This is a genomic window from Chromatium okenii (assembly GCF_016583745.1).
GTDB lineage: Bacteria > Pseudomonadota > Gammaproteobacteria > Chromatiales > Chromatiaceae > Chromatium > Chromatium okenii.
Window position 1 is genome coordinate 16,444 of the sequence record NZ_NRRQ01000012.1, and the last position, 16,483, is coordinate 32,926.

At 53.7% G+C, this 16,483-nt stretch carries 16 protein-coding genes; 13 read left to right on the forward strand and 3 right to left on the reverse strand.

Going from position 1 to position 16,483, the window contains the following annotated elements; all coding sequences use genetic code 11:
• Window positions 1-11: 11 nt before the first annotated feature.
• On the reverse strand, window positions 12-962 hold the full coding sequence (locus CKO12_RS06330; protein WP_200153904.1) for an AAA family ATPase: 951 nt from the start codon (window positions 960-962) through the stop codon (window positions 12-14).
• Window positions 963-982: 20 nt separating this feature from the next.
• Between CKO12_RS06330 and mnmG the strand changes: the two genes are divergently transcribed.
• From mnmG to glmU, 13 genes are all read left to right on the forward strand, one after another.
• Entirely contained in the window at window positions 983-2,857 is a 1,875-nt protein-coding gene (mnmG, locus tag CKO12_RS06335) for a tRNA uridine-5-carboxymethylaminomethyl(34) synthesis enzyme MnmG (protein WP_200153905.1), read from the forward strand.
• The gene (gene rsmG, locus CKO12_RS06340; protein ID WP_200153906.1) at window positions 2,858-3,502 is read left to right on the forward strand and encodes a 16S rRNA (guanine(527)-N(7))-methyltransferase RsmG; all 645 of its coding nucleotides are present in this window, start codon (window positions 2,858-2,860) and stop codon (window positions 3,500-3,502) included. It abuts the gene before it with no gap.
• A 103-nt stretch (window positions 3,503-3,605) separates the two neighbouring features.
• On the forward strand, window positions 3,606-3,986 hold the full coding sequence (locus tag CKO12_RS06345) for an ATP synthase subunit I (protein WP_200153907.1): 381 nt from the start codon (window positions 3,606-3,608) through the stop codon (window positions 3,984-3,986).
• Between the two features lie 10 nt (window positions 3,987-3,996).
• A complete protein-coding gene (gene atpB / locus CKO12_RS06350) occupies window positions 3,997-4,866 on the forward strand; it encodes a F0F1 ATP synthase subunit A (RefSeq protein ID WP_200153908.1) in 870 nt (289 codons plus the stop codon).
• Between the two features lie 111 nt (window positions 4,867-4,977).
• On the forward strand, window positions 4,978-5,229 hold the full coding sequence (gene atpE, locus CKO12_RS06355; RefSeq protein ID WP_105074832.1) for a F0F1 ATP synthase subunit C: 252 nt from the start codon (window positions 4,978-4,980) through the stop codon (window positions 5,227-5,229).
• Between the two features lie 80 nt (window positions 5,230-5,309).
• Window positions 5,310-5,780: a F0F1 ATP synthase subunit B gene (locus tag CKO12_RS06360; RefSeq protein WP_200153909.1), complete on the forward strand. Its 471-nt coding sequence runs from the start codon at window positions 5,310-5,312 to the stop codon at window positions 5,778-5,780.
• Window positions 5,781-5,789: 9 nt separating this feature from the next.
• Window positions 5,790-6,329 (forward strand): F0F1 ATP synthase subunit delta, encoded by a 540-nt coding sequence (locus tag CKO12_RS06365; protein ID WP_200153910.1) that lies wholly within the window; start codon window positions 5,790-5,792, stop codon window positions 6,327-6,329.
• 13 nt (window positions 6,330-6,342) lie between these two features.
• A complete protein-coding gene (atpA, locus tag CKO12_RS06370; protein WP_200153911.1) occupies window positions 6,343-7,884 on the forward strand; it encodes a F0F1 ATP synthase subunit alpha in 1,542 nt (513 codons plus the stop codon).
• A 141-nt stretch (window positions 7,885-8,025) separates the two neighbouring features.
• Entirely contained in the window at window positions 8,026-8,889 is an 864-nt protein-coding gene (gene atpG / locus CKO12_RS06375) for a F0F1 ATP synthase subunit gamma (RefSeq protein ID WP_200153912.1), read from the forward strand.
• A gap of 50 nt (window positions 8,890-8,939) precedes the next feature.
• A complete protein-coding gene (gene atpD / locus CKO12_RS06380) occupies window positions 8,940-10,328 on the forward strand; it encodes a F0F1 ATP synthase subunit beta (RefSeq protein ID WP_200153913.1) in 1,389 nt (462 codons plus the stop codon).
• 12 nt (window positions 10,329-10,340) lie between these two features.
• Window positions 10,341-10,766 (forward strand): F0F1 ATP synthase subunit epsilon, encoded by a 426-nt coding sequence (locus CKO12_RS06385; protein ID WP_200153914.1) that lies wholly within the window; start codon window positions 10,341-10,343, stop codon window positions 10,764-10,766.
• A 92-nt stretch (window positions 10,767-10,858) separates the two neighbouring features.
• Window positions 10,859-11,359, forward strand: a complete 501-nt coding sequence (locus tag CKO12_RS06390) for an FKBP-type peptidyl-prolyl cis-trans isomerase (protein ID WP_200153915.1) — start codon at window positions 10,859-10,861, stop codon at window positions 11,357-11,359.
• 18 nt (window positions 11,360-11,377) lie between these two features.
• Window positions 11,378-12,751 carry a bifunctional UDP-N-acetylglucosamine diphosphorylase/glucosamine-1-phosphate N-acetyltransferase GlmU gene (glmU, locus tag CKO12_RS06395; RefSeq protein WP_200153916.1) on the forward strand — a complete coding sequence of 458 codons (1,374 nt, stop codon included), beginning with the start codon at window positions 11,378-11,380 and terminating at the stop codon, window positions 12,749-12,751.
• 76 nt (window positions 12,752-12,827) lie between these two features.
• On the opposite strand, the gene CKO12_RS06400 is transcribed toward glmU, so the two are convergent.
• Entirely contained in the window at window positions 12,828-15,257 is a 2,430-nt protein-coding gene (locus CKO12_RS06400; protein ID WP_200153960.1) for a glycogen/starch/alpha-glucan phosphorylase, read from the reverse strand.
• Window positions 15,258-15,412: 155 nt separating this feature from the next.
• Window positions 15,413-16,447 (reverse strand): DUF475 domain-containing protein, encoded by a 1,035-nt coding sequence (locus tag CKO12_RS06405; protein WP_200153917.1) that lies wholly within the window; start codon window positions 16,445-16,447, stop codon window positions 15,413-15,415.
• Window positions 16,448-16,483: the final 36 nt, after the last annotated feature.

A 16,483-nucleotide genomic window follows, 5' to 3' on the forward strand; every position in this document is an offset into this window, starting at 1 on the left:
AACGTGCGGCATCACACCGGCACGTTATTTAAGATAAACGCGGTGATTTCCGTTTCAGAAATGCGTTGTCCCGGCTCGCCGCCCATTAAGCGATGAATGACACAAGATGGCAATACTGCTTGGACATCTTCGGGAATGACGTATTCACGTTCTGCTAATAATGCCCACGCTTTGGCGGCGCGTAATAATCCCAAACCAGCTCGCGGCGATAAGCCATACATGAAGCGTTCTGAACCGCGAGTGAATTGTAAAATGGCGTGAATGTAATCAATGATTGGGGCGGCAGCGTGAATCGCGGCGACGCGCTGTTGCAGCGCCAGCAATTCGGCATGACTCAGCGCCGGTGCCTGCCGCGCTACCATTTCCCGCCGATCCTCGCCCGCCAGCAATTGTTTTTCCTGCGCGGCGGCGGGATAACCCAGCCGAATCCGCATCAAAAAGCGGTCAAGCTGCGACTCCGGCAGCGGGAAGGTGCCGATTTGAAACAGCGGATTTTGGGTGGCAATCACAAAAAACGGCTCCGGCAGCGGGCGCGTTTCGCCCTCCACCGTCACCTGCCGCTCTTCCATCGCCTCCAGCAACGCGCTCTGCGCTTTCGGCGTGGCGCGATTGATCTCATCTGCGAGCACGAGTTGGGAAAAAATCGGCCCCGGATGAAAGCGGAAGGTCTCGCTGGTGCGGTCATAAATCGCTACGCCAATCACGTCAGCCGGCAGCAGATCGCTGGTGAATTGAATCCGCGCATAGTCCAGCCCCAGCAGGCGGGCGAGCAGATGCGCCAGCGTGGTTTTGCCGACGCCGGGCACGTCTTCAATCAACAGGTGTCCCCGCGCCAGCAGACAGGTCAGCGCCAAGCGCAGTTCGTGGTCTTTGCCGAGAATGACGGCGCGGGCGCAGTCCAAAATGGTGTCGGGCAGACTGCGATTGGAGGTGGTGATTTGATTTAGACTAGGCGACGTCATGGCTTCAGGCTCTTTTGGTTATGTGGGCAAGCGATCAATACGATGTAGTGGTAGTTGGCGGCGGTCACGCGGGCACCGAGGCGGCATTGGCGGCAGCGCGGTGCGGGGTGCGGACGCTGTTGCTCACCCAGAATATCGAGACGCTCGGACAGATGAGTTGCAATCCGGCAATCGGCGGCATCGGCAAAGGACATCTGGTCAAGGAAATCGACGCGCTGGGCGGCGTGATGGCGCAAGCCGCAGATCGCGCTGGCATCCAATTTCGCATTCTCAACGCCAGCAAAGGGCCGGCAGTTCGCGCCACGCGAGCGCAGGCGGATCGGGCGCTGTATAAAGCCGCCGTGCGCCTCGCGCTGGAAAATCAGCCCAATTTAACCCTGTTTCAACAAACCGTTGACGATCTGATAGTCGACAATGAGCGCGTCGTGGGCGTGCAAACGCAAATGGGGCTGCGCTTTGCGGCACGCGCCGTGATTCTCACAGTGGGCACTTTTTTGGGTGGACGCATTCATATCGGGCTGGCGCATTACGACGGTGGTCGCGCTGGCGATCCGCCATCCACCGCGCTGGCGCGACGCCTGCGTGAATTACCTTTTGCGGTGGAGCGGCTGAAAACCGGCACGCCACCGCGTCTTGATGCCCGTTCTATTGATTATCGCCAGCTCGCCGAGCAGCGCGGTGATGAACCGGTGCCGGTGTTTTCTTATCGCGGCAGCGCTGCCGAACATCCGCGCCAAGTCAGTTGTCATCTCACCCAAACCAATGAACGTACTCACGACATCATCCGCTCCGGGCTGTCGCGCTCGCCGCTGTTTATGGGCGTGATTGAAGGAATTGGCCCGCGCTATTGCCCGTCGATTGAGGACAAAATTGTCCGCTTCGCCGATAAAAATTCGCATCAAATTTTCCTCGAACCGGAAGGGCTGGACACCCACGAGGTCTATCCCAACGGCATCTCCACCAGCCTGCCGTATGACATTCAAGAGGCGCTGGTGCGCTCGATCAGCGGCTTGGAACACGCGCATCTCACGCGCCCCGGCTATGCCATTGAATATGATTTTTTTGATCCCCGCGATCTCGCGCCGACGCTGGAAACGCGGCATCTGCGCGGGCTGTTTTTTGCCGGGCAAATCAACGGCACCACCGGTTATGAAGAAGCAGCCGCGCAGGGTTTATTGGCGGGCGTCAACGCTGCGTTGCAGATTCAAGAGCGCGAGCCGTGGCTGCCGCGCCGGGACGAGTCATATTTGGGCGTGATGGTCGATGATTTGGTCACTCGCGGCACCAACGAGCCGTATCGGATGTTCACCAGCCGCGCTGAATATCGGTTGACGCTGCGCGAGGACAACGCCGATCTGCGTTTAACTGAGATTGGACGCCAGCTCGGTTTGGTTGGCGAGGCGCAGTGGCGGCTGTTTGAGGCGAAGCGCGAGGCGATTGAACGCGAGCGCCAGCGGTTGCGTGAGCTGTGGATTCGCCCCGACACGGTCGATCAAACGCTGGCGACGCAGATTTTGGGTGAACCGCTGCGGCGGGAAGCGCGGGCATCTGAGCTGCTGGCGCGTCCTAACGTCGGTTATGCCGGAGTGCAGCAGTTGACGGGCGCAGCACCGGAAGCGGTGGCAGCGGCGGTGAGTGAACAGTTGGAAATTCAAGCGCGTTATGACGGCTATATCACACGCCAACGTGCTGAGATTGAGCGCCAGCGCGAGCAGGAAACCAAACCGCTGCCACCTGAATTTGATTTTGATCGGGTGCGCGGGTTGTCAAAAGAAGTGTGCGAGAAATTCAAGCGGGTGCGTCCGCTGACGGTCGGACAAGCGGCGCGAATTCCGGGCGTGACGCCGGCGGCGGTGTCGCTGTTGCTGATTCATCTCAAACGGCAGTCGGGCTGAATGACCAAAAAAACCAATCCAATTGCGTTTGATACGGCGCAGCTCGGCGAGCGGTTGACGCAGGGCGCAGCGCAAATGGGGCTGGCGCTGACGGCAGAGCAACACGCGGGTTTGCTACAATTTTTGGCGCTGCTGGCGCGGTGGAATCAGGTGTACAACCTGACGGCGGTGCGTGATCCGCTGGACATGGTCGCTCGTCATCTGCTCGATAGTGTGGCGCTGCTGCCGTATCTCGACGGCGAGCGGATACTTGATCTGGGCACGGGTGCGGGATTGCCGGGGATTCCGCTGGCGCTGCTGGCACCTGAGCGCGAGTTCGTGTTGCTGGACAGCAACGGCAAAAAAATTCGCTTCGTGCGACAGGCGGTGCTGGAGTTGGGACTGCGCAACGTGGCGCCGGTGCAGGCGCGGATTGATCGTTATCAACCGGAGCGCCTGTTTACGACGCTGGTGAGTCGGGCGGTGGCGGAAACCGATATTTTACCGGCGCAGGAACGGCTGCTGGTGCCGACGGGACGGATGTTGTTAATGAAGGGGCGCTGCAATGAATCATCCTGGTCGGCAATGGCAGATCGGGTGCGCGTTCACCCGCTGCAGATTCCTTTTTTAGACGGTGCCCGCCATTTACTTGAGATGCGCAAATAATTGTTGCAGAAAAATACACGGACTTGCGTTGACCCTTTATCGGCAACGCCTTATACTATACCTTCGATAAGGCACCTTAAATCACCCGATTCGTGACGATTTCATGCAGCAGCCGGGTGCAATCCAAGCAAAAAAAATCATTCAGGCTCAAATCGCTTTTGGGTTACTGATAATTATCGTCGCGTTTTTGCTGCGCAGCGATTTAGCATTGTCTATTGGCACTGGTGCTGGGATTTGTATCATTGCTAACGCACTACTCGCAGCTTGGATGTTTCGAGACTACCGCGCTCAAAAAATTTCGCATTTAGCAGCGCGTTTTTATTGGGGCGAAGCCATAAAAATTGCGGTTATTCTCGGATTATTTGCATTAGCAGTTGTCGTATTTACTAACCTTAATCTACCGGTCATGCTGGGTGCTTATTTTTCCACTCAAGTCATACCAACTGTGATCGCCGCCCAATTCGGCAGTCAAAACCAGATGTGAGAAATGATTGATGTCTTCTTCCGAAATACTCACTTCCCAAGGCTATATCCAGCACCATCTCACCAATCTGACGCTCGGCGTTCATCCTGAGCACGGGTTTGGTTTTGCACATTCCAGCGCCGATGCTGCTGCAATGGGTTTTTGGGCAGTCAATGTTGATACCGTGTTTTTCTCCGTGTTGCTCGGCGGCTTATTTATCTGGTTTTTCAAAGGGGTAGCTGAAAAAGTTACTGCGGGAATTCCGGCCGGGGCGCAGAACTTCGTCGAGTGGATTGTCGATTTTGTTGAGGACAATGTGCGCGGTTCATTTAATGCCAAGAATGCAATGGTAGCACCGCTGGCGCTCACCATCTTTGCGTGGGTATTTTTAATGAATCTGATGGATTTATTGCCAGTTGATTTGCTGCCTTATTTATTCGGTCAATTCATTGCTGTATTCGGCGCTGATCCGCATCATGTGTTCTTGCGCGTGGTACCAACTACTGATCCCAATGCCACCTTTGGAATGGCGCTGACAGTCTTTTTCTTGGTGTTGTTTTACAGCGTCAAAATGAAAGGTGTGGGCGGGTTCTTAGGTGAATTGACATTGCAACCGTTTGGTAAATTTGGCTTGCCAGCAAATCTATTGTTAGAAGGCATCAGTCTTTTATCAAAACCGCTCTCACTGGCATTGCGTCTTTTCGGTAATATGTACGCCGGTGAGATGATCTTTATTCTGATCGCATTGCTCTACGGCGGTAGCATGACGCTGAATATCACTGGTGGTTTGCTCCAATTTGTTTGGGCTGTTTTCCACATTTTGATTATCACGCTGCAAGCCTTTATCTTTATGGTGTTGACAATCGTTTATCTCGATATGGCGCACCAAGAGCATCACTAAATCAATTACACTCCGTTAAAGTCGCGTTTGGCTTTAACGGAGTGTTTGATCGCATTGAATCACCGTTTTACCATTCATTATTTCATCGCAACACCTAACCTGGGGGAACTCATGGAACTTGAAGTCGCACAAGCATTTGCAGCAGCTATTAAATTCATCGGCGCAGGCCTGATGCTCGGTCTCGGTGCCGTTGGCGCTGGCGTCGGTATCGGCGTTCTCGGCGGTCGTTTCTTGGAAGGCGCTGCCCGTCAGCCGGAATTGATTCCGATGCTGCGTACCCAGTTTTTCATCGTGATGGGTTTGGTTGACGCCCTGCCCGTTATTGCGATCGCCATGGGCTTATACCTCATGTTTGCTGCCTAATTGACGTCCCGCTCCCGCCAGGGTTGCGGTTTCCACCAACTACCCTGATTCGGTACGAGACCTAGGCACGAGGTGACGCTATGAATATCAATTTGACTTTGTTGATCCAGATGATCTCCTTTGCGGTGTTCGTCTGGTTTTGTATGCAATATGTCTGGCCGCCCATTGTTACGGCGCTGGCAGAGCGCAAGACCAAAATTACAGAAGGTCTTGCTGCTGCGGAACGCGGTCATCAAGAACGCGCTCGCGGTGAGCAACATGCTCAAGCCTTGCTGACGGAAGCGAAGGCGACTGCGGCTGAGATCGTGACGCAGGCACAGAAACGGGCAACTGAAATCGTTGAGGAAGCGAAGGATGATGCTCGCGCTGAGGGTGGTCGTTTGGTCGCAGCCGCGCAGGCTGAGATTGAGCGCGAAACCAATCGCGCCCGCGAAGAATTGCGGGAGCGGGTTGCAGCATTGGCAATCGCGGCTGCCGAAAAAATTCTGCATAAAGAGATCGATGTCGATACACACCGGTCGCTCGTCGATACTTTCGCCAAGCAGCTCTAGGGGTATTTCATGGCCGGAGATATGACCACCATCGCCCGTCCCTATGCTGAAGCAGTGTTCGAGCGTGCCAAGGACGTCGGGGAAGTTGACGCTTGGTCACAGGCGTTGGAACTGCTGGCGTTGGTGACGACCGATCCCGACCTCACTGCCCAAATTGGCAATCCTAGCCTGCCGCGTGAGCGGGTTCGTGATCTCATCCTTGAGGTCTGCGGGGCGCAACTGCCTGCTGAAGTAGCAAATCTCGTGCGGTTGTTGTCACACAATGCCCGCTTAACGGCTCTGCCGGAGATTGCGCGTCTGTTTGAAGTGCGCCGGATCGCCGATCAGGGGGTGCGTCATGTGCAGGTGCGCAGTGCTTTCGAGGTTAGCGCCGAAGAACAGGCAACCCTCGCTACGGCGCTGGCACGTCGCCTCGGCGGTCGCGTGGAGCTGACGGTCGAGACGGACAGCGCGTTGATCGGCGGGATTGAAGTCCGCGCTGGCGATCTTGTGTTCGACGACTCGATTCGCGGCAAGATCAAGCAATTGGCTAACGCTTTGCAATTCTGAACTGGACACCGTCATGCAACTGAATCCATCCGAGATCAGCGATCTCATTAAACAGAAGATCGAAAATTTCGACCTTCAGACCGAAGCCCGGACTGAGGGCACCATCGTCAGCTTGACCGACGGCATTGTCCGTATTCATGGGTTATCTGACGCTAAGTATTATGAAATGTTGGAATTTCCGGGCGACGCCTTTGGTTTGGCGTTGAATCTGGAGCGTGATTCCGTCGGCGCGGTGATTCTCGGCGACTATACGCATCTGTCCGAAGGTGACTGGGTGCGCTGCACTGGGCGCGTGTTGGAAGTGCCGGTTGGTGAAGGGTTGCTGGGGCGGGTCGTGGATTCGCTCGGTAATCCGATTGACGGCAAGGGGCCGATTAACGCGGCTGGCACGTCGCCAATTGAAAAGGTCGCGCCGGGCGTTATTGCGCGGCAATCGGTTGATGAGCCGGTGCAAACGGGTTTGAAAGCCATCGACGCGATGGTGCCGGTTGGTCGTGGTCAGCGTGAGTTGATTATTGGCGACCGCCAGACCGGTAAAACGGCGGTGGCGATTGACGCGATCATCAATCAGAAAGGCACGGGCGTTAAGTGCATTTACGTTGCCATTGGGCAGAAAAATTCCTCGATTGCGGCGCTGGTGCGCAAGCTCGAAGAACACGATGCGATGGCGCATACCATCATTGTGGCGGCGGCGGCGGCGGAATCTGCGGCAATGCAGTTCATCGCGCCTTATGTCGGCTGCACGATGGGCGAGTATTTCCGCGATAAGGGCGAAGATGCGCTGATCGTGTATGACGATTTGACCAAGCAAGCGTGGGCGTATCGTCAGGTGTCGTTGTTGCTGCGGCGGCCACCGGGTCGGGAAGCCTATCCCGGCGACGTGTTTTATCTGCATTCGCGATTGCTGGAACGCGCAGCGCGGGTCAATCCGAACTATGTGGCACAGGCGACTGGCGGCAAGGTAACGGGTAAAACCGGTTCGTTGACGGCGCTGCCGATCATTGAAACCCAAGCGGGTGACGTGTCGGCATTCGTGCCCACCAACGTGATTTCGATCACTGACGGGCAGATTTTCTTGGAAACCGATCTGTTTAATGCTGGCATCCGTCCGGCAATTAACGCCGGTCTGTCAGTGTCGCGGGTCGGCGGCGCGGCGCAAACCAAGATCATTAAGAAGCTCGGCGGCGGCATTCGTTTGGCGCTGGCGCAGTACCGTGAATTGGCGGCCTTTTCGCAGTTTGCTTCTGATTTGGATGAGGCAACGCGCAAGCAGTTGCAACGCGGTGAGCGCGTCACTGAGTTGATGAAACAAACGCAGTATTCGCCGATGAGCGTGGGACAGATGGCGATTTCGCTGTTTGCCGCTAACGAAGGCTATCTCGACGACGTGGATGTGAAAAAGGTCGTTGATTTTGAGCGGGCGCTGCAGAGTTATATCAAATCAGCGCAGGCGGAATTGCTTGCGAAGATTGACGCCACTGGCGATTTCAACGATGCCATTCAGGGTGCGATGCACACTGCGATCAAGACTTTTAAGGCGAATAACACCTGGTAAGCCCGATCTCACCAATCCCCCCCTGCCCCCCTTTTCCAAAGGGGGGCGCAACATCTCCCCCCTTTGGAAAAGGGGGGTTGGGTGGATTTGATGGTCCAAATACAACAAGGATTGAAACCAACAAGGGTTGAAACAAACCATATGGCAGGCGCCAAAGAAATCCGCACCAAGATCGCAAGCATTAAGAGTACCCAAAAGATTACCAAGGCGATGCAAATGGTCGCCGCCTCGAAAATGCGCAAGGCTCAGGATCGCATGTCGTCTTCCCGTCCTTATGCGGAAAAGATGTTGCAGGTGATTAGTCATCTGGCTCATGCGACGCCGGAATATCGGCACTCGTTTATGTCCGCGCAGCGCCCGCATAAAACCGTCGGTTATATCGTGGTGTCCTCAGATCGGGGCTTGTGCGGCGGGTTGAACAGCAATCTGTTTCGCCGGTTAGCCGCTGAAGTGAAAGCGCATCAAACCGCCGGCGTTGACGTGGCGTTTTGTGCCATTGGCAACAAGGCGCTGGGCTTTTTTAAGCGGTTCGGCGGGCAGGTGTTGGGACAGGCCACGCATTTGGGCGACCAACCGCACATTGAAGACTTGATCGGCACCGTCAAGGTCATGCTGGATGCGTATGAATCCAAACAGATTGACGCGATCTATGTCATCAGCAATTCCTTTGTGAACACCATGACCCAGCGGCCGCTGATCCGTCAGTTGGTGCCCATCAGTGGCGAAGCACAGGATCCGCTGCCGAGTCATTGGGATTACATCTACGAGCCAGATGCCCGCACCGTGTTAGATGCGCTGCTCACCCGTTATATTGAATCGCTGGTTTATCAAGCAGTCGTTGAGAATAGTGCGTGCGAACAGGCAGCACGCATGGTGGCGATGAAGTCCGCTTCCGATAACGCGGGCAATCTCATCGGTGAGCTGCAACTGGTTTATAACAAGGCGCGTCAAGCAGCAATCACGCAAGAAATCTCCGAAATCGTGAGCGGTGCTGCGGCAGTGTAAACCCGCCTCGTCAGCCCAGTTCCAGACAGAATCGCAGAGGAAGTAATTTTATGAGTTCCGGTAACGTGGTGGAAATCATCGGCGCCGTTGTGGACGTACAGTTCCCACGCGGTGAGATGCCCAAAATTTATGAAGCATTAATGATTGATTCGGCAGGGTTGACGCTGGAAGTGCAGCAGCAGCTCGGTGATGGCGTGGTGCGCACGATTGCGATGGGTTCGACCGATGGTTTGCAGCGCGGTTTGGCTGTCACCAGCACTGGTGCGCCGATTCAGGTGCCAGTCGGTCAGGCAACGCTGGGGCGCATCATGGACGTGCTCGGCAAGCCGATTGATGAGCTTGGCGATGTGGCGACTGAGGAGCGGTGGTCTATTCATCGCGCCGCGCCCAAGTTGGAAGATCAAGCGACGTCTACCGAGATTTTAGAAACCGGCATCAAGGTCATCGACCTCATCATGCCGATTGCGAAAGGCGGCAAGGTTGGTCTGTTTGGTGGCGCGGGCGTGGGCAAGACCGTCACGCTGATGGAGCTGATTCGTAACATCGCCGCCGAGCATTCTGGCTTTTCCGTGTTTGCTGGCGTGGGAGAGCGTACCCGTGAAGGCAACGACTTTTATCACGAGATGAAAGAGTCGAACGTGCTGGACAAGGTGGCGCTGGTCTACGGGCAGATGAATGAGCCACCCGGCAATCGCCTGCGCGTGGCGCTGACTGGCTTAACGATGGCGGAGTATTTCCGCGACGAAGGACGTGACGTGTTGTTGTTTGTTGACAACATTTACCGTTACACGTTGGCGGGTACGGAAGTGTCGGCATTGTTGGGGCGGATGCCGTCAGCGGTGGGTTATCAGCCGACGCTGGCATCAGAAATGGGTGCCTTGCAAGAGCGCATCACCTCCACTCGCACCGGTTCGATCACGTCGTTCCAAGCGGTCTATGTGCCAGCGGACGATTTGACTGATCCGTCACCGGCGACGACGTTTGCGCATTTGGACGCAACGCTGGTGTTGTCGCGGCAAATTGCCGAGCTGGGCATTTATCCGGCAGTTGATCCGCTCGATTCCACCAGCCGGATTTTGGATCCGAACGTGGTTGGTGCCGAGCATTACGAGACGGCGCGAGCTGTGCAGGGCACGTTGCAGCGGTATAAGGAACTGAAAGACATCATCGCCATTTTGGGCATGGATGAATTGTCTGATGAGGATCGGCTGTCGGTCTCACGGGCACGCAAAATTCAGCGGTTCTTGTCGCAGCCGTTCTTTGTGGCGGAAGTGTTTACGGGCGCACCGGGCAAGTTTGTGTCGGTCAAAGACACCATCAAAGACTTCAAAGCCATCGTCAGCGGTGATTATGACCATCTGCCTGAACAGGCGTTTTATATGGTCGGCGGCATTGCTGAAGCAGTCGCCAAAGCTGAGAAGATGGCGGCGACGAGCTAAGGAGAATCTCCGATGGCAACGACCATGCGCGTTGATATTGTCAGTGCTGAGGGTGCGATCCACTCTGGGCCTGCCACGATGGTGTATGCAACCGCTCAACTGGGTGAGGTGGGCATTGCGCCGCGTCACACCGCGTTTATCAGTCGGCTCAAACCCGGCGATGTGCGGGTAGAAAACGAACATGGTGAGCAGGAGCATTTTTATGTCTCCGGCGGCATGTTGGAAGTGCAGCCCAGTGTGGTGACGGTGCTTGCTGATACCGCGATTCGTGCCCGCGATCTTGATGAAGCGGCGGCGATGGAAGCCAAGCGGCGAGCCGAAGATACGCTCGCGGGTCAGGTGGCGAAATTTGAATATGCCAAGGCGCAGGTTGAATTGGCCGAAGCAATTGCGCAACTGCGAGCAATTGAAAAATTGCGCAAAATGAAAGGGCGTTAGTGTGCTGTTGTTTTAGCAGCGACCATGCGTTTTTTCCTCTCAACGCTCCTCGTTATCGTGACGGGAGCGTTTTTTTTCGTGGAGATTGAAGTGTGAGCGCAACAGCACCCTGCGTCAGCGCCGGTAAACTGGTCGCGTTGACCTACAGCATCACCGATGTCAACGGCGCGGTTTTGGAACAAACCGATTTGCCCGTCACCTACATTCACGGCGGCGCAACGGAATTGATCGGCGGCATGGATGCAGCGATTGCCGGCAAGTGCGTGGGGGACGCGGTGACATTGCAACTGCCGCCAGAGCACGGTTTTGGCGCACACGATCCCGCGCTCACGTTCACCGACGATCTGGACAATGTGCCGCCAGAATTCCGCTTTATCGGCGCAGAAGTGCCGATGCAGAATGAATCCGGCGCGACGCGCACCTTCGTCGTTTCCGCCATCGCCGACGGCAAGTTGACGGTCGATGGCAATCACCCGCTCGCCGGCAAAGCGTTGGTCGTGCATCTGCGCATTCACGCAGTGCGCGAGCCAACTCCAGAAGAATTCGCTGCTGCATCAAGCGGTTGCGCCTTACCTGCTGGCAGTTTTCACTGAACTATTTGAGATTTCACCATGACTCTCGGCGTTGTCATTCTCGCCGCCGGACGCGGCACCCGCATGTGTTCCGATCTTCCCAAAGTGCTCCATCCGCTCGCCGGGCAACCGTTGCTGGCGCACGTTCTGAATGCCGCGACCACGCTGGATGCTGCGCAACAGGTGGTGGTGTTTGGACACGGCGGGGCGCAGGTGCCAGCGGCGTTCGCCGAGCGCGATTGCATTTGGGTGGAGCAAGCCGAGCAGCGCGGCACCGGTCACGCGCTGATGCTGGCATTACCGGCGCTGCTGCCAGCGGTGACGCAGGTGCTGGTGCTGTACGGCGATGTGCCGCTGATCACGCCCGCCACCTTGCGCCGTTTGGTCGCCAGCAATGCCAACACCGGCTTGGCGCTGTTGACCGCCGAGGTCTGCAATCCCAGTGGTTATGGTCGCATCGTCCGCGATCACACCGGACGACTGCTGCGCATCGTGGAGGACAAGGACGCGAGCGTGGCGGAGCGGGATATTCAAGAAATCAACACCGGCTTTTTGGTCGCAGAACGGACGCAATTGGCGGCGTGGCTGGCGCAAATCGGCACCAATAACGCGCAGGGCGAATACTATTTGACCGACATCGTGGCGCTCGCAGCGCAAGACGGCGTAGCGATTGCCAGCACCCGTCCGGGCTGTTTGACGGAAGTCACCGGCGTCAATGATCGCGTGCAATTATCTGAATTAGAAAGGTTTTATCAACGCATCGCTGCGGAAAATTTGATGCGGGCGGGAGTGACGTTGGTAGACCCAGCGCGTTTTGATCTGCGCGGTGCGCTTCATGCCGAGCGCGATGTCCACTTGGACATCAACGTCATCATTGAAGGCGAGGTGTGGCTGGGCAGCGGAGTGCGGGTCGGCGCAAATTGCGTGTTAAAAGACTGTCGCATCGGCGCGGGCACCGAGATTTTTCCCAACTGTGTGCTCGATGGCGCGACTGTCGGAGCCAACGCCCGCATCGGCCCCTTTGCGCGGCTGCGCCCGGCGGCGCTGTTGGCGGATGACACCCACGTCGGCAATTTCGTCGAGATCAAAAAAACCACGCTGGGGCGCGGCAGCAAGGCGAACCATTTAACGTATTTGGGCGATGCCGACATTGGCGCGGGCGTCAACATCGGTGCGGGGACGATCACCTGCAACTATGACGGCGTGAACAAATCGCTCACCCAGATTGGCGATGACGCCTTTATTGGCTCCAACACCGCGTTGGTGGCACCGGTCAGCGTCGGTGCTGGCGCGACGATTGGCGCGGGTTCAGTGATTACGCGCTCGGCACCCGCCGCGCAATTGACGCTGGCTCGCACGCGCCAAACCACGCTTGCCGGTTGGCAACGTCCACAAAAACCCACCAATAAATAACCGTTAGTTTTAATTGCAGCAACTGCTATTCAATGCCGAATGAAGCATCGCACTTCATTCGGCATTTTTTATTACGCTACACCGCAACTGGTGCGACCTGCCAAATCTGCTGTGCGTATTCAGCAATCGCCCGATCTGAAGAAAACTTGCCCATTCTAGCGACATTCAAAATCGCCATACGATCCCAATTAGAAGCGTCACGATATGCGGCACTCACGCGCTCTTGGCAAGTTAAATACGCCCGATAATCCGCCAATACCATAAAGGGATCATGGTTCACTAAATGATCGGTTAAAGGACGGAATAACGCCGAATCACCATGTGAAAATACCCCCGAATTGATGAGATCAATATCCGCCTTCAATTCTGGATCATTCTGATAAACTTCCCACGGATGATAACCAGCGGCTTGTTTCCGCTGCACTTCGTCGGCAGTCATACCGAATAAAAAGAAATTCTCCGCACCAACTTCTTCTCGAATTTCCACATTAGCACCGTCTAACGTGCCAATGGTGAGCGCCCCATTCATAGAAAACTTCATATTGCCGGTGCCAGAAGCCTCTTTACCCGCCAATGAAATCTGCTCAGATAAATCGGCGGCTGGATATAAACGTTGCCCATTCTTCACATTAAAATCTGGCATAAACGCTACACGAATCCGCCCCTCAATTTGGGGATCGTGATTGATAACCTCTGCCACTGCGTTAATCAATTTAATAATCAGCTTGGCGAGATAATACCCCGGTGCTGCCTTACCGCCAAAAATAAAGGCGCGAGGCACTACTTCTATATTCGGCTCTTGCTTTATCCGCTGATACAGACGAATGATATGCAGCACATTGAGATGTTGACGTTTGTATTCATGTAAACGTTTCGCTTGCACATCAAATAAGGCTTGCGGATCAAGCTGAATACCAGTTTGCAGCAATAACCACTGCGCAAAGTCACACTTTGCCGCAGTTTTTACATTACGCCAACGCTGTTGAAAAGCGGGATCAGTAGCATACGGTTCTAATTGTCGGAGCAGCGTTAAATCTTGAATCCAATCATCACTACCGCACACTTCAGTAATTAACTCTGCCAAACGCGGATTACTCACCACAATAAAACGACGCGGTGAAACACCATTCGTGACGTTGTGAAACTTCTCCGGCCATAACTCATAAAAATCTTTCAATAACGTCGTTTTCACCAATTCCGAATGAAGTGCAGCTACGCCATTCACTGCTTGACTACCAACGACTGCTAAATTCGCCATCCGCACCCGCCGTTGTTCACCTTCCGCAATCAACGACATGCGTGCGATTCGTTCTTCATCATGCAAAAACCGTGTGCGTACTTCATCAAGAAATTGCTGATTGATGGCATAGATCATTTCTAAATGACGCGGCAATAACCGCTCAAATAACTGCACCGGCCAAGTTTCCAAGGCTTCAGGTAAGAGCGTGTGATTGGTATAAGAAAAGGTGTTGCGCGTGATATTCCACGCCGCTTCCCAATTCATATCATGCACATCAATTAACAATCGCAGCAATTCTGCTACTGCTAATGCCGGATGGGTGTCATTTAATTGCGCCGCAAACTTTTGCGCAAACGAATCAAGTGCGCCCACCGTGTGTAAATGCAAGCGAATCATATCTTGAATTGAACAGGACACAAAAAAGAATTGCTGTTTTAAGCGCAATTCTTTACCAATCTCCGGTTCATCATTCGGATAAAGCACCTTGGAAATGGTCTCGGCTTCAATTTTTGCGTGTACTGCGCCGTAATAATCACCAACATTAAAGGCTTGAAAATCAAAAGACTGTGATGCTTCTGCTTTCCATAGACGCAATAAATTAACGTTGCCAACGCCATAACCCAGAATTGGCGTGTCATACGCAACGCCATTGATTTCTTGCGCTGGAATCCAGCGGCGGCGCAGTGTGCCATTCGCATGGCGATACTGTTCGGTATAACCACCGTAATTCACAGGAAAACAAATTTTAGGGCGGGGAATTTCCCAAGGATTGCCATTGCGCAACCATGTATCGCTCTTTTCAACCTGCCAGCCATTTTCAATCCGTTGATCGAAAATACCGAATTCATAGCGAATGCCATAACCAATTGCTGGAATACACAACGTTGCCAATGAGTCCATAAAACACGCTGCCAATCGCCCTAAACCACCATTTCCTAATCCCGGCTCCTCCTCCTCTTCTAAAATGGTAGCAAAATCCAATTCCAAATCTGCTGCGGATTCCTGCGCAATTTTGGTAATGCCTAGATTAACCAAGTTATTCGCTAAGTGCGGCCCGAGTAAAAATTCCGCTGATAAATAACACACCGTGCGAGCATGATTCGTTTTGAAAGCCTGCGCGGATTTTACCCAGCGTGCTAATAAGCGATCACGCACTGTATAAGCGGCGGCCATATACAAATCATGGGGCGTTGCCACTTCACGGAAGCGCCCTTGAATATAAAAAAGATTATCAATGTAGGCTTGTTTTAACGCCGCTTTAGACATTCCAGTGCGGGTATGTTCACGGTCTGGAGCGAGTAATTCAGTCGCTGAAATTATCACAGTGAATCCTCTAAAACTGTCATTAAGCTATTAAAAAATGCCCGGTAAGCAGCAGCTTCCGGGCAAGTGCGGTCAACGCATCACATCACCAACCATACCTATTTAACTGCCTGTAGTTTTTTATAGCGCATTGAAGAAACCAACGCAAAGGCAATAAAGGCAACTCCAATTAGTCCGGTAATGACTTCGGGAATGTGCATCACAATACTGGCTAACATGATGCCTGCTAAAGCGCCAATTGCCCAATGTGCGCCGTGTTCTAAAAAGACGTATTCATCTAGGGTGCCTTTATTCACTAAATACACCGTTAATGACCGCACAAACATTGCCCCAATTGCTAAACCCAACATAATAATAACAACATCACGGGTAATGGCAAAAGCACCAATCACACCATCAAATGAGAATGAAGCATCCAGTATCTCTAAATAGAGAAAACCAGCAATGCCAGAACGCTTGGCAGTTTCTACCATTGCCGCGCCTTCTTCTTCATTTTCAAACAGACTATCAAGGCTGCTCACTGCAACATATAAAATGACGCCACCGACGCCAGCGACTAATAATGAAATCTGCTGCGCTGGTTCTAATGGTAAGAATGCTTGCAATAAAAATAGAATTACCAATGCAATCATTACCTCAATGGCGTCGAGTTTACCAAGCCGCGATAAGCGTTCTTCAATTGCGCCCAGCCAATGCAATTCTTTTTCCGCATTCATCATAAAATAGAGAAATACCAGCAACAGGAACATGCCACCAAAAGCAGAAATCCCAACATGGCTATCCGTGAGATATTTAGCGTATTGTTCAGGCTGTTGCAGCGCCATTGCAGTCACTTCAATCATCCCTTGTCCTGATGCAATTGCAACAATCACAATTGGAAATAACAGCCGCATTCCAAACACCGCAATCAAAATACCAACTGTTAAGAAAATTTGTTGCCATTTAGCATCCATTTCCTTGAGCACTGAGGCATTCACAACTGCGTTATCAAACGACAAGCTGACTTCCATAACACCGAGAATTAACACCAGAAATACTGCCGCTAAACCACCCGCTGGCGTTTGCTGCCCCCAATAAAAAGCAGTCACCACACAAATGATGGTGACTAAAATCGAATAACCAAATGTTTTCATTGAACACTCCAAATTAAAACTGCAACATGTACTGAA

Excerpts from the sequence above, each read along its gene's own strand:
- atpG (WP_200153912.1), top strand. The coding sequence starts at position 8,026 with ATGGCAGGCGCCAAAGAAATCCGCACCAAGATCGCAAGCATTAAGAGT.
- atpD (WP_200153913.1), top strand. The coding sequence starts at position 8,940 with ATGAGTTCCGGTAACGTGGTGGAAATCATCGGCGCCGTTGTGGACGTA.
- CKO12_RS06330 (WP_200153904.1), bottom strand. The coding sequence starts at position 962 with ATGACGTCGCCTAGTCTAAATCAAATCACCACCTCCAATCGCAGTCTG.
- CKO12_RS06345 (WP_200153907.1), top strand. The coding sequence starts at position 3,606 with ATGCAGCAGCCGGGTGCAATCCAAGCAAAAAAAATCATTCAGGCTCAA.
- mnmG (WP_200153905.1), top strand. The coding sequence starts at position 983 with ATGTGGGCAAGCGATCAATACGATGTAGTGGTAGTTGGCGGCGGTCAC.
- rsmG (WP_200153906.1), top strand. The coding sequence starts at position 2,858 with ATGACCAAAAAAACCAATCCAATTGCGTTTGATACGGCGCAGCTCGGC.
- CKO12_RS06405 (WP_200153917.1), bottom strand. The coding sequence starts at position 16,447 with ATGAAAACATTTGGTTATTCGATTTTAGTCACCATCATTTGTGTGGTG.
- atpB (WP_200153908.1), top strand. The coding sequence starts at position 3,997 with ATGTCTTCTTCCGAAATACTCACTTCCCAAGGCTATATCCAGCACCAT.
- atpE (WP_105074832.1), top strand. The coding sequence starts at position 4,978 with ATGGAACTTGAAGTCGCACAAGCATTTGCAGCAGCTATTAAATTCATC.
- CKO12_RS06360 (WP_200153909.1), top strand. The coding sequence starts at position 5,310 with ATGAATATCAATTTGACTTTGTTGATCCAGATGATCTCCTTTGCGGTG.
- atpA (WP_200153911.1), top strand. The coding sequence starts at position 6,343 with ATGCAACTGAATCCATCCGAGATCAGCGATCTCATTAAACAGAAGATC.
- CKO12_RS06365 (WP_200153910.1), top strand. The coding sequence starts at position 5,790 with ATGGCCGGAGATATGACCACCATCGCCCGTCCCTATGCTGAAGCAGTG.
- CKO12_RS06400 (WP_200153960.1), bottom strand. The coding sequence starts at position 15,257 with ATGTCTAAAGCGGCGTTAAAACAAGCCTACATTGATAATCTTTTTTAT.
- CKO12_RS06385 (WP_200153914.1), top strand. The coding sequence starts at position 10,341 with ATGGCAACGACCATGCGCGTTGATATTGTCAGTGCTGAGGGTGCGATC.
- glmU (WP_200153916.1), top strand. The coding sequence starts at position 11,378 with ATGACTCTCGGCGTTGTCATTCTCGCCGCCGGACGCGGCACCCGCATG.